The organism is Kocuria rosea (assembly GCF_023715525.1).
GTDB classification, from domain to species: Bacteria; Actinomycetota; Actinomycetes; order Actinomycetales; family Micrococcaceae; genus Kocuria; species Kocuria rosea_A.
In genome coordinates, this window is record NZ_JAMBOG010000008.1 from 1 (window position 1) to 12,200 (window position 12,200).

Below are 12,200 nucleotides of genomic sequence, written 5' to 3' on the forward strand. Positions count from 1 at the left end.
CAGCACAATGCGCGCCCGCTGCACCAGCCCGGCTCGCACCGAGGAGGACCGCACCAGCCGAGTCAGCTCCGCCCGATCTCCGTGGCGCAACAGCAACGCCGGCGCCGGATGATTCGCCATACTCCATAGTCATCCCCACTGAAGCGTCAAGCAACTAACCACACGCGCCACTAGTGCCGAGGGGGTTGAAGTTCTTCAGCGGTTGTTGGGTAGGACCATGGGTTATGGCGAATCATCCTGCGGCCCCGCTGCTGTGACGCCAGGGCGATCGTGAGCAACTCACCCGGCTGGCCCGATCGACTTCGGTACGGGCCGGTCTGGCGCAGCGGGCTCGGATCGTGCAGCTGGTCGCCGAGGGCATTTCGAACACCGCGATCGCTGAGAAGGTGGGGACCACCCGGAACACGGTGATCGCGTGGCGGGCCCGCTACGCGCAGGCCGGGATCGAGGGGCTAGCCGATGCCGATCGGTCGGGCTGGCCGCGGCGGATCGACCACCGGGCGATCGTGGCAGCCACGTTGAGATCGCCGCCGAAAAAACTTGGGGTCACGCATTGGTCCTCGCGACTGCTGGCGGGGCGGCTGGGGCTTGATCACACCACGGTGGCCAAGGCCTGGCGGGAGTACGGGGTGCATCCGTGGCGAGCTGGCACGTTCAAGTTCTTCACCGATCCTTCAGATGGTGGCCAAGGTCGTCGATGTGCTTGGGCCATACCTGACCCCGCCGGAGAATGCGGTGGTGTTGTGCGTGGATGAGGAGTTCCAGATCCAAGTCTCGGAACGCACGGCACCTTCGCTGCCGATGCAGCTCGGGAAGCCGGCCCGGGCCACCCATGACTACGTCAGGCATGGGACCTCCACACTGTTCGCGGCTTTGGAGATCGCCACCGGCCACGTCACCGCCGCCTGCAAACCGAGACACCGGCGCCAGGAGTTCCTGGCCTTCCTGAAGCAGGTCGCCCGGGCCTACCCGGAGGGGCGGTTGCACCTGGTGATGGACAACTACGCCACCCACAAGACCCCTGAGGTGAAGGAGTGGCTGGCGGCCAATCCACGGTTCCAGGTGCACTTCACGCCGACGTCGGCATCCTGGCTGAACCTCATGGAGGTATGGTTCTCCATCATCGAACGCCAAGCCCTGCACCGTACCGACGTCGCCTCCGTCGCCGAGCTCAGTAAAAAGCTCCGCGCCTTCGTCACCGGCTGGAACGACCGCTGCCACCCGTTCGTGTGGACCAAGAGCAGCACCGAGATCCTCAAGAAAGCCAACCGCCAAATGACTTCAAAGACGGGCCACTAGATGGTCGTCTATGCACCGATGTACCGACCAGTTCAGTCCGGACGGTCATTGCCCTTTGGTCGCGGAAAGGACCTTGGTTCCCAGGATATTTTTTGGGCGCTGTTAGCCAGCAGGGCTTTTGTTGGAATAGAATCTATTTAAGGCGACCATGGCTATAGCCATGTCCTTGAACTAATCTCGCTCTCTAAATAAGAATTGGCTACCTAATTCCGCCACGTTTCGTAATTATGTCCTATCCCTAGTTTACATTAAGCAAGCTATGCGCATTGAATGATAGCGTGTGGTTTAGAAGTCGCCGTTAGCCCAACGCTCATATATGCCGTAGTTGATTCAAGAATTATGAGAGTACTTCAGCCGCCAAGTGGCCAAATCGATGGTTGGATAAAAGATGGCGGTAATAGGGGCGAAGATGCGGGCGCAACTTGGCAACTAGAGGTTCTACCTGCTTATAACTTATTTTATTCTTAAGTTCGGGCAGGGAGGTCGGTGCTTCAAACTTGAACTTTGCCTCGGGAAGAAGGTGCTCCAAGTGGCGCCCATATGCAGAGCAGATTTCTGTACTGCCCACTATTCGGGATGCATACTCTCGTTGGCTCGAAATTTGTGTCGAGCTAATTCTGTACAGAACCGTGGGGATACCTATGCGACTAATTCGTTTGCCAGCCGTGGCCGCCCTAAGCAATAGCTCGTAATCTTGTGCCACGCGCGAGGCGCTGTAACCGCCAATATCTGCTAACGCGTCCCTTCTTGCAATCATTGTCGAATGTGCAAGAGGGTTGTGAAAGACAAGAGAAATTGAAGTATCAGTAGGGTTGTAGTGGAAGGGGAGGGAGGGTCTATAAATATGTTTCGTGTCGGAGAATCGTTGGGCAGCTGCAAAAGAGAAGTCGGCATCGGAGAGCTGCTGAGATTGGAGCCGATGCCTCCACGGCAATGAAATATCATCTGCATCTTGGATGACAACAAATTCACTGTCTGTAGAATCAATCAATCGCTGCCGGGCGAGCCCAGATCCGACTGATTTGCATGACGTTGTAAGCAACACGCGCCTTGTATCTACTCTTTGAGCGAATTCGGCGGTTCTGTCTTCACTGGCGTCATCCCAAATGGCGATGTGGGTATCTCTGGGGAAGGCCTTTAGCGTGGAAGTGATGGACCTTGTAATGGTACTTTCGGCGTTTTTGGCCGGCATTATGATTGTGTACTTGGGCATTGGTTGTCAGTCATCCTTGCTGGTGTTAGTGAACGCCACAGTATGCCCTTGTAGGACCTCAGTTTTAGTTCACGAGAGTCGCCGAGTCGGCTGCTCTGCCCTTGAGGCTCGCATAGCCGTCAAAAGGAATTCCAGATCGCTACGTCTTACGCCAATGAATCTTCTTATTTTTACTCCATATATACGCTTGAATATCGCGAGGTTAATTGCCCCAAGAGCTATTGTGGCAACTGTTGTGGCTATCGCCGCCCCAATGGCCCCGAAGCTTGGAGCCAAGATTATAAGACTTACCACATTTACTACCAAAGCAATAGCGGAGGATGCACTGCGCATCCCGGGGCGTCCTCGGCCGTTCAATCCCGAACCCACTACTGACCCAGCATTCCCGAGAGCGATTCCTGTGAGAAGTATCCAGATGACAGGGACAACACTTGAAAACTCATTCCCGAACACTAAGGGCACGGCCCAAACTGAAAGAAGAGCTATGGCTACACAGCCGAGAGCAGTAACTAAGCTGGAAATGCGTGCCGCCATGGCAAGGCTCTCAGTGCTGGGGTTGTGAGCCTCGCGTGCGTTCATAACAGCATTTACAGCATAGTTAAAGAGTAGTGCCATTTCGCCTATGCTGACGGCCACGGCGTAGATGCCTAATTGTGTTGCTCCCGCCAGAGGCAGCATAATGACTTGGTCTAGGCGCGCGAGAAGGGCCCCTGTTAAGACGCCTGCCCATAGCTTGATACTGAATGGGAGAATCTCTTGCCAGTGCGGCTCTAGGCTAGATATGGGTTCGTATGCGCGTGTAAATCGTGGGAGTGGAGCATAGGCCAGTATGCCTATGAATGTAGTAATGGCAATAATGAGCGTTGCGGTCTCGAGTGTCAGGCGATCGGATGTATATGCGAGCAGAATTGCACTCAGTCGGAGAGCATTGCTTATAAATTTTTCCGATGCAACCAATATCCAGGCCTGCACTCCGGAAGCTATGCCGCGTAGGCTGGCCAAAATTAGGGCAGGGGAGATTGCGAGACCGGCAAAACAGATGAGCTTGGCCAAGTGAGCGTTTCCGTCACTTAGGATTTCGGATAGAATGAAAATGCATGCGCTGGATAGTATTCCGAAGCATCCGAGCAATAATGTTATTTTTAGGACTAGTGTGTGATGGTTTTTGCCTTTGCGCGCTGTGTAGTAGATAAGCGCTTGTGGAAGCCCGAGCGTGCTCACGCTCACGAATAAGACAAGTACAGTCGTTGCTGCGGCCAACTCTCCGCGTCCGGTCGGGCCCAAGGCCGAGGCTAGCATCGGCGCCGTTGAGAGTCCGACAACCGGTGGTATTAGATTTCCCAAAGCCGAGATTGCAACACCTTTTTTGCCCGATGGCACACTTTCCTCCTTAATCATACTTGTTCGAGTTCTTACATCGTTAGACCTCAGACGTGCCGTTTAGCGCGGGAAAAGTGCGGCTGCAGTTCGCGTGTAGGCTTTCTGGTTCGTGAGTTGCGAATAGGTGAGGTGACTATGCTGCCTCCTTGTTCGACGTTGTGTTCCGCCACCTATTCAGGTGGCCATGATTGTCGACTGCTTCGTCCTCAGCTGACGTTTAACTGGCATAACGGCGCTGTTGGGATAAAAGCACTGAAGTATGGCTTCAGTACGCCCCCTCTTTCGCAATGACGGCCTTGAACGTCCGTGCGAGGATCAACATGTCCTGCACCGGCGACCAGTTCTCCACGTAGTAGAGGTCTAGGCGCACCGACTGGTCCCAGTCGAGGTTCGATCGGCCTGAGACTTGCCAGAGACCGGTGATGCCGGGCTTCACGCGCATCCGGCGGTGCACGTACTCTTCGTACTGCTCGACTTCTGAGGGCAGGGGAGGGCGGGGGCCCACGAGGGACATGTCGCCCCTGAGGACGTTGATCAGCTGCGGCAGCTCGTCGAGGCTGTACTTGCGCAGCCACTTGCCAGGCCGAGTCACGCGGGGGTCATCCTTTATCTTGAACAGCAGGCCGGCGCCCTCGTTCTGATCTTTGAGTCGCTGCAGGACCTGCTCGGCGTTGGTGCGCATGCTGCGGAACTTCAGCATCTTGAATCGGGTGCCGTCCTGGCCCACGCGCTCCTGCGCGAACAGTGCCGGTCCGCCGTCGTGCGCCTTGACGATCAGGGCGAGGGTGAGCAGGACGGGGGAGAGGCCGACCAGTGCGAGGCCGGAGAGGGCGACGTCCATGAGGCGCTTGGTCATGGCCATGCTGCGGCTGAGCTTCGGGGTGGCCACGTGGATGAGGGGGAGGTTGGCCACCTGCTGCATGTGGATGCGGGGGCCGGCGATATCGGTGAGGCCTGTCTCCATGACCAGGCGGATGCGCTCGTCCGCGAGCTGCCAGCTGAGGTGGCGGATCTCCCGCGTGCTGAGGGGCACGTTTGAGGAGACGATCACGGTCTCGATCCCCAGGCGGCGGCAGGCGGCCATGATTCCCTCCACGGAGGGGGCTTGGCCCGCGGGCAGGGCGTTGGGTGGCAGTTCCACCCGCTGCAGATCCGGGGGCAACGGCCGCTTGGTCGTGGGAGCGTAGATGGCGGCTGTGTCGAAGCCAGCCATGGCGTGCTGCTGCAGGGACTGGTGGAGCTCCGTGACGCCGCCCAGGCGCCCGACCACGAGCGTGCGGGAGAGGGACCTGCCGGTGGCGCGCTGCTTCGCCAGCCGGTCGCGCAGGACGAAGCGGCCCAGGATGAGCAGGCCCAGACCCAGGGGCAGGGCGATGAGCACGTAGCTGCGGGCGGTCGGGATCTCGAAGCCGAACGAGATGATGGCGATCGCCCCGAACAGCACGAGCGTCGAGGTGACCACCTGGCGGGTCTCCTCGAGGCCGTAGCCGATGAGCCGCACGTCGCGCGCCCCGCGCAGCTCGAGGAAGGCCCACCAGAGCACGGCCAGGGCCACGCCCACGATCCAGTACGGCACCGAGACCGGCCCGAGGCTCAGGCCGGCGTGTTCGAGCTGGAAGCGGATCAGCTGGGTGCCGACCAGGGCGGTCACGAGCGTGAGGGCGTCCATCCAGCGCATCCTGGCCACGTACCGCTTGCGCCAGCCGGTGGCGGCATGCGGACGACCGTCGACGTTGGCGCGCGTGGACCCGGTGGGTGTGCGCGTTGCCGCAGCGCCCGCCCCCGACCACTCGGCGGCCGCACTGCCGTTCTGCTGAACCTTGAGCATAGGTCTGCCCCTCCCCGAAAAGCGCGCCGCCACCTGGGGATGTCTCGCTCAGCCCAGAGGGAGACGGTGGAGGACGCGCTGCAACTCTTCCGGGGACGAGTTTAGGCCAGCAAATAGATGCACTCGGCTATATGACCCCGGATGTTTACATCTGCAATGTCACATGGGCCCGAGGGAGAGAGGAACGGCGGCCTCAAGTTGCTGACGCATCCATCATTTGTGATGTGGATCGCGCTGACCTGCGCAGATGACGATCGTCTGTCCCCTGATGGGGGGACGCAAAGGGGCTCTGCGCACCCCCAGGACCGGCGCTCTGGAGCCTGGACTTCTGGGCGTGGCAGAGCACTCTGATGTCGTCGGTTGGATGTCGAGTGCCAGCCGCTGTCCCCTCTCCTGAGCACGGACGCGGGACCATGCGGGACCGACCACGCCGCGCGGGAAGAACTCCCGGACGCACGTGGTCAGTACGCGCCCTCCCTGGCGACCATGGCCTTGACTGTGCGCAGCAGGATGAGGAGGTCCTGCACCGGGGACCAGGTCTCCACGTAGTGAAGGTCCAGGCGCACGGCCTGCTCCCGGTCGGAGTCGTCGAGGCCCGGAACCTGCCACGGCCCGGTGATGCCCGGCCTGAGCCGCAGCCGGCGGCGGACGTGCTCGTCGTACCGGATCTCCTCCGAGGGCAGCGGCGGGCGCGGGCCCACCAGGGACATCTCCCCCCTGAGGACGTTCACGAGCTGGGGCAGCTGGTCGAGGCCGTGCCGGCGCATCCACGTGCCCGGCCCGGTGACGCGCGGGCCGCTCCGCATGAGGAGGAGCGCCCTTTCCTGGGAGGCGCTGCGCGCCCGGAGCGCGGCCCTGCACTCCTCGACGTCCGGCGCCACGGAGCGGAAGTTCAGCATCGTGAAGGGCAACCCGTCCAGGCCGGTCCGCTCCTGCGCGGTGAGCACCGGACCGCCGTCGTGCCGCTTCACGATGAGCGCCAGCACGGCCAGAACGGGGGAGAGGGCCAGCAGGGCGCAGGCGGCGCCGACGACGTCGACCAGTCACTTCAGCAGCATCCGCCACCGGCTCATCCGCGGCGTGGAGACGTGGACCAGCGGCAGTCCGGCCAGGTGCTGGATGTGGATGCGGGGCCCGGCGACGTCGGTGAGCTCGGGGGCGAGGACCAGGCGGATCCGCTCGTCGGCCAGGCGCCAGCTCAGTCGCCGGATCCCCTCCGCGCTCAGCGGCGTGCTGGCGGCGAGCACGAGGGCCTCGATGCGGTAGCGCCGGCACGCGGTCACGATGCCCTCCACGCTGGGCTCGTGCCCGTCGGCCAGCGTGTTCGGCGGCATCTGCACGGCGGCCAGCGAGCGCGGCAGGATCCGGGCGCCGGTGGGCGCGTAGACCGCCACCGGGTCGAATCCGGACGCGGGGTGCCGTTGCAGCTGCTGGACCAGCTCCACCACGCCCGGCTCGCGCCCCACCACGAGGGTGCGGGTCATCGCGGCCCCGGCGAGCCGGTGCCGGGTCAGCCCGTGCGCCGCTGCGCTGCGGCCCACCAGCAGCAGGGTCGTGCCCAGCAGCAGGGCCAGCACGATGTAGCCGCGCTCCATCGGCAGGCCCAGGACGTAGAAGGAGATCACCATCGCCGCGAACAGCACGAGGGTCGCGCTGAGCACCTGCCGGTGCTCCTCGATCCCGTGGCCGGTCAGGCGCACGTCCCGGGCTCCCCGCAGTTCCAGCCAGGTCCACCAGGCCACGCCGAGCACGGCCCCCACGAGCCAGTAGGTGACGGTGAGCCCGCCGAGGGCCAGCCGGCCGTGGTCGGTGCCGAAGCGCAGGAGTTGCGTCAGCAGCAGTGCCGCGGCCAGTGCGGCGGCGTCCGCCCGGCGCAGCCGGGCGATGTGGTCCTCCCGCCAGGCTGCGGGGCTGATCCAGATGTTCCTCTTGAGCACGGTGCAACTCCCCCCGAAGTCGTGAGGGGGGCCGGAACTCTCCCTCTCGCCCCCCGGCGTGGTTCCGGTCCCCCGTAGTCATTGAATTTACAGATGCACATCGATGGAAACAGGAGCTGAAGAGGGGACAGCAGGGTGCTCGTTCCCAGGCCCGTCCCGGGGTCCCGGGCGCGGGCGTGCTACCCTTGTGCGGTTGCCAAGGCGAGGGGACCCTCCGGGGTCCCGTGATCGACGACGGCTGGTTGAACGTTCCCGTCCCCACACGTGTGGCGGCGCCCCTCGAGGCGCATCGCGCGGCGTCCTCCGTGACGCGGGGAGGGTCTGCGGCCGGTATCGCCTGGCCGATCTGCGTCAGAGAGCACGTACAGACCCGATTCCGAGGAGTTCCCATGGTCGACACCATCCGCATCCCCGCCACCTCCCGCAGCGACTTCGGCAAGGGCTACGCCCGCCGCATCCGCGCCAACGACCAGATCCCCGCGGTCGTCTACGGCCACGGCGCCGAGCCCCAGCACGTGGTCATCCCCGGCCACGAGACCATGCTGGCGGTGCGCAACTCCAACGCCGTGCTCGAGCTCGACGTCGAGGGCAGCACCCAGTTGGTCATGGTCAAGGACGTCCAGCGTCACGCCACCCGCCCGGAGATCCTGCACATCGACCTGCTGGCCGTCCGCCGCGGCGAGAAGGTCCAGGTCGAGGTGCCCGTGCACGTCGAGGGCGAGGTCGCCGGCGACGCCGTGCAGAACGTCGAGGAGAACGTCCTCGTCGTCGAGGCCGAAGCCCTGCACGTCCCCGAGGCGATCACCATCGACATCGAGGGCCGCGCCGCGGGTCAGCACGTGCACGCCGGCGACGTCGAGCTGCCCGAGGGCGTCTCGCTCGTCTCCGACGCCGAGCTGATCGTCGTCAACATCTCCGAGCCCACCAACGAGGACCTCGGCGAAGGCTCCGCGACCGGGGACCAGGCCACCGGCGACGTCGTCCCCGAGAACGAGGCCTGAGCCTGCGTCTCGTAGGATCCCTGTGGTACCACAAGTGCGGGGCGGCTTCCCAGCCGCCCCGCACTTCCCATGACAGCACTGTTGTTGACAGCTTGTTGGTGAGCCCCTGAAGGAGGCACCGATGTCCGACGCCTGGCTGGTCGTGGGTCTGGGCAACCCCGGCCCCGAGTACGCCCGCACCCGGCACAACGTGGGACAGATGGTCCTCGACGAGCTCGCCCACCGTGCGAACGGGAACTACAAAGCCCACAAAGCCCGCGCCCAGGTCCTCGAGACCCGGCTCCGCCCCGGCGGTCCCCGCCTGGTGCTGGCCAAGCCGATGACCTACATGAACACCTCCGGCGGACCCGTCTCCGGGCTGGCGAAGTTCTACGACATCCCCGCCGAGAAGGTCATCGCCGTCCACGACGAGATCGACATCCCGTTCGGCGCCCTCAAGCTGAAGATCGGCGGGGGAGAGGGCGGCCACAACGGCCTGCGGGACATGTCCAAGGCCCTCGGCACCAAGGACTACCACCGCGTGCGCGTGGGCGTGGGCCGCCCGCCCGGCCGGATGGACGCCGCGACCTACGTCCTCAAGCCCTTCGCCACGACCGAGGCCAAGGAGCTGCCCTTTCTCCTCGACGACGCCGCCGACGCCGTCGAGGCCCTCGTGGAGCAGGGCCTGCTCGAGGCGCAGCAGAAGTACCACTCGCGCTGAGTCGTCACCGTGGGGGTGGCCACTCCCGCCGCCCACTTCAGGACCTTTCCTCGTGACGAGACCGTGGTCATGTGCTGATGAGGTACACCCGGGGTGCTGTTGAGCCAGTGCCCTGAAAAGGGTTGCAGGGCGGGGAAACGATCCGCCACGACGGGCATTTCATGTGCATCCGCGTGGGTCGGCCCTCGCCTGGACGGTGTGGCAATCATTCGAGGGCTCACTGCACCGTGGTGAAATGTGCAAGTACGTGCTGGCAACCAAGTATCAACACTCATTGTTCCTGCTCTCATCACCGTGACGAGGTTCGGGCCGCCTCCTCATCGCGCGAGCCCATGAAGCTGCCGCCACAACGCGCGGGGACAACCGCTTTTCGCCCCGAACGCCCCACCGACAAAGACCCGCCCATCACGCCATCAGGACACCCTGCAGATGCTCATCACCCCCCACCCCGACGTCACGATCGGGGTTGGCCCCGCCGCGCACATGATCGCGGAGGTGGCCGACCCGGGCTCGGTGTCCATGGCGTATCTGGACCCGCCGTATGGCACCGGCAGGCACTTCGGCCACTACGCCGACCCGCTCGTCGGTGCCCGCTGGGCCGAGGAGCTGGCCTCCACGCTGCGGGCTATCGAGCCGGTGCTCGCCGGCCACGCCACGATCTGGATCCATCTCGACGAGGTCTCCGTCTACGCCGGCAAGAACGTCGCCGACGAGGTCTACGGGCCCGGCCGCTACATCTCCACCGTCGTGTGGAAGAAGAAGGACCGCCCGTCCTACACCCACCCGGTCATCGCCAATGTGCTGGACTACATCCTCGTCTACGCCGGCACAGGCACCCCGCGCCAGCTCACCGTCGGACAGACTACCCAGGGCAAGCGCTACCCGGTTCATCACCGCCAGAACAAGATCGCCACCCTGATCTTCCCGCCCGGCTCGGTGACCATCGGCTTCGAGGCGAGCGTCATCCCGGCCGGCCGCCACGACACCCAGGCGATCGCCTCCACCCTGGACGCCGACTGCGAGTTCGCCAGCGGGGTCAACATCACCGCGATGGTGATGACCGGGCCCTTCCGCTACACCCAGACCACGATCGACTCCCTGGCCGCCGACGGCGGGATCTTCCACTGCCCCCGCCTGCCCCTGCGCCCGAACTACCTGGCCCAGCAGGTCAAGGGCAAGCCGATGACCACGCTGTTGTCCAACAAGATCAACGGCACACCCACTAATGAGGTTGCCCGTGCTGAGACCGGCTTCGCCACCCCGAAGCCGGTGGGGCTGATCGAGACGATCATCCTGGCCTCCACGCTGCCGGGGGAGATCGTGCTCGACGCCTACGGTGGCTCTCTGACCACGGCAGTCGCGGCGGTGAACACCGGCCGCAAGGCTGCCACCACCGAGATTAACCCGGAGACCGTGCGCGCCTTCGGCCTGCCCCGCTTCGGGGAAGTCGGTCCGGACACCGTCGCAGCGCTGACCGCGATGGTCACCGAGCAGCAGGCGCAGGCCACGACGGTAGACGGTGAGGACGTGTTCGAACCGGCCCCTGGGCTCTGACATGTTGTGCGGCGGCACTGAACTCCGTGAACGGCGCAGATGAGGCGCAATCACGGCGTAAGGCGGAGCAACACCTCGGCGCACTTGGTCGGTCATCGACGCTCGGTGCTGTCAATCCAGATCCGGGGTGAAGAACGTGACGTGCAGGTTGTCGAGAACAGCCATGTCGTCGAGGACGAGCCAGTCGCGAATCTTGCCGTCCCTCTCGGCCACCCGGAGGGTGAAGGAGAACGTCGCAGCCGTGGGGACGGTGAGCATATTGGCAAGAACGCTGCACCGGCTGGCGTTCATGTCCGCCTCGAAGGTGCCGGCTCGATCTACGCCACCGCCCGGTGTTGCCGGTCATCGAGGGCCTGCTGGCTTCGGCAGGAGACGACGGGTCGCCTGACGAGGAGCTCATGATGATGCGGCGGTGCACTTCTACAGCCTGCTGCAATGAGCCAGACCAGTCTGCGCACCACCTGCAAACCCCCGACATGCCCCTGGCCGCAGCTCAGGACAGCTTCGGGGCTGCTGGGCAATGGTCTTCTGGCCGTGAGCCTTTTCCCTGAGTTGGCCCGGTGTCAACGACGGTCGAAAAGTGAGCAGTAGCGACGGGGTGCTTTCTCGTCATGGTCGCAACAGTGGATGGTTCGGGAAGGGTAGCAAGGCGGCGAACAGCTCTGCCGGCGTCCGGCCACCGAGCACTGCTCGGGGCCGATGGTTGAGCTGGTGAGCGACCGTCTGCAGGTGTTCCGGGGCATGAACCGACAGGTCGGTGCCCTTGGGAAAGAACTGGCGCAGCAAGCCATTGGTGTTCTCGTTCGAGCCGCGCTGCCAGGGCTTGCCCTTCTCACAGAAGAACACCGGGCACCCCAAATCCGCACTGACCTCCCGGTGCCGGGACATCTCGATGCCCTGGTCCCAGGTGATCGAGCGCCGCAATTCCGGCGGCAGGGTGCCCAGGGCAGCGACCAGGCCGCGGTGGACGAGTTCGGCATGGCGGGATCCGGGCACGGGGACCAGGACGGTGAAGCGGGTGGCACGCTCCACCAGCGTGGCGATGTTGGAACGGTGGCCGGGCCCGGCGATGAGGTCGCCTTCCTTACGGTGTTGTGGTGGGTGATGTCGGGGCTGTCGTAGTGTCTCGATCACCCTTGGGTGGCGGGTATGGCTGAGATCGCTCTGCCGCGTGGACGGCTTACTGGGAATGGCCGCCCGCTGCCCACCGATGACCCGACCGCTGATTGAGAATTGCGACATCGATCGCTGGGTAAGGACGTGCCGGCACGGTCATCGACAGGGCGTT

10 protein-coding genes and 1 pseudogene are annotated in these 12,200 nt (G+C 63.9%); 4 read left to right on the forward strand and 7 right to left on the reverse strand.

What is annotated here, in order from left to right:
* Positions 1 to 287 precede the first annotated feature (287 nt).
* Positions 288 to 1,299 (forward strand): annotated as a pseudogene (locus tag M3185_RS07360) (IS630 family transposase).
* Positions 1,300 to 1,636: 337 nt separating this feature from the next.
* On the opposite strand, the gene M3185_RS07365 reads toward M3185_RS07360, so the two are convergent.
* The 5 genes from M3185_RS07365 to M3185_RS07385 all read right to left on the reverse strand — a co-directional run bounded on the left by M3185_RS07365 (position 1,637) and on the right by M3185_RS07385 (position 7,657).
* Complete coding sequence (locus M3185_RS07365) at positions 1,637 to 2,512, reverse strand: glycosyltransferase family 2 protein (RefSeq protein WP_251333018.1); 876 nt, start codon at positions 2,510 to 2,512, stop codon at positions 1,637 to 1,639.
* Positions 2,513 to 2,581: 69 nt separating this feature from the next.
* Complete coding sequence (locus M3185_RS07370) at positions 2,582 to 3,910, reverse strand: oligosaccharide flippase family protein (protein ID WP_251333019.1); 1,329 nt, start codon at positions 3,908 to 3,910, stop codon at positions 2,582 to 2,584.
* A 247-nt stretch (positions 3,911 to 4,157) separates the two neighbouring features.
* Complete coding sequence (locus tag M3185_RS07375) at positions 4,158 to 5,561, reverse strand: sugar transferase (RefSeq protein WP_251333020.1); 1,404 nt, start codon at positions 5,559 to 5,561, stop codon at positions 4,158 to 4,160.
* A 620-nt stretch (positions 5,562 to 6,181) separates the two neighbouring features.
* On the reverse strand, positions 6,182 to 6,763 hold the full coding sequence (locus M3185_RS07380) for a sugar transferase (RefSeq protein ID WP_285859616.1): 582 nt from the start codon (positions 6,761 to 6,763) through the stop codon (positions 6,182 to 6,184).
* The gene (locus tag M3185_RS07385; protein WP_251333022.1) at positions 6,764 to 7,657 is read right to left on the reverse strand and encodes a nucleoside-diphosphate sugar epimerase/dehydratase; all 894 of its coding nucleotides are present in this window, start codon (positions 7,655 to 7,657) and stop codon (positions 6,764 to 6,766) included.
* A gap of 389 nt (positions 7,658 to 8,046) precedes the next feature.
* Here M3185_RS07385 and M3185_RS07390 point away from each other — a divergent pair, with 389 nt between their 5' ends.
* The 3 genes from M3185_RS07390 to M3185_RS07400 all read left to right on the forward strand — a co-directional run bounded on the left by M3185_RS07390 (position 8,047) and on the right by M3185_RS07400 (position 10,912).
* Positions 8,047 to 8,658, forward strand: a complete 612-nt coding sequence (locus M3185_RS07390) for a 50S ribosomal protein L25/general stress protein Ctc (protein WP_251333023.1) — start codon at positions 8,047 to 8,049, stop codon at positions 8,656 to 8,658.
* Between the two features lie 121 nt (positions 8,659 to 8,779).
* Complete coding sequence (gene pth, locus M3185_RS07395; protein WP_251333024.1) at positions 8,780 to 9,358, forward strand: aminoacyl-tRNA hydrolase; 579 nt, start codon at positions 8,780 to 8,782, stop codon at positions 9,356 to 9,358.
* A gap of 429 nt (positions 9,359 to 9,787) precedes the next feature.
* A complete protein-coding gene (locus M3185_RS07400; RefSeq protein ID WP_251333025.1) occupies positions 9,788 to 10,912 on the forward strand; it encodes a DNA methyltransferase in 1,125 nt (374 codons plus the stop codon).
* Positions 10,913 to 11,023: 111 nt separating this feature from the next.
* Here M3185_RS07400 and M3185_RS07405 read toward each other — a convergent pair whose 3' ends face one another.
* Both M3185_RS07405 and M3185_RS07410 read right to left on the reverse strand, forming a co-directional pair.
* Positions 11,024 to 11,203, reverse strand: a complete 180-nt coding sequence (locus M3185_RS07405; protein WP_251333026.1) for a hypothetical protein — start codon at positions 11,201 to 11,203, stop codon at positions 11,024 to 11,026.
* A gap of 318 nt (positions 11,204 to 11,521) precedes the next feature.
* The gene (locus tag M3185_RS07410; protein WP_374238478.1) at positions 11,522 to 12,154 is read right to left on the reverse strand and encodes an IS30 family transposase; all 633 of its coding nucleotides are present in this window, start codon (positions 12,152 to 12,154) and stop codon (positions 11,522 to 11,524) included.
* Positions 12,155 to 12,200: the final 46 nt, after the last annotated feature.

Coding starts and splice junctions, on each gene's coding strand:
- M3185_RS07365 (WP_251333018.1), bottom strand. CDS start 2,512: ATGCCCAAGTACACAATCATAATGCCGGCCAAAAACGCCGAAAGTACC.
- M3185_RS07370 (WP_251333019.1), bottom strand. CDS start 3,910: ATGATTAAGGAGGAAAGTGTGCCATCGGGCAAAAAAGGTGTTGCAATC.
- M3185_RS07375 (WP_251333020.1), bottom strand. CDS start 5,561: ATGGACGCCCTCACGCTCGTGACCGCCCTGGTCGGCACCCAGCTGATC.
- M3185_RS07390 (WP_251333023.1), top strand. CDS start 8,047: ATGGTCGACACCATCCGCATCCCCGCCACCTCCCGCAGCGACTTCGGC.
- pth (WP_251333024.1), top strand. CDS start 8,780: ATGTCCGACGCCTGGCTGGTCGTGGGTCTGGGCAACCCCGGCCCCGAG.
- M3185_RS07400 (WP_251333025.1), top strand. CDS start 9,788: ATGCTCATCACCCCCCACCCCGACGTCACGATCGGGGTTGGCCCCGCC.
- M3185_RS07405 (WP_251333026.1), bottom strand. CDS start 11,203: ATGAACGCCAGCCGGTGCAGCGTTCTTGCCAATATGCTCACCGTCCCC.
- M3185_RS07410 (WP_374238478.1), bottom strand. CDS start 12,154: ATGTCGCAATTCTCAATCAGCGGTCGGGTCATCGGTGGGCAGCGGGCG.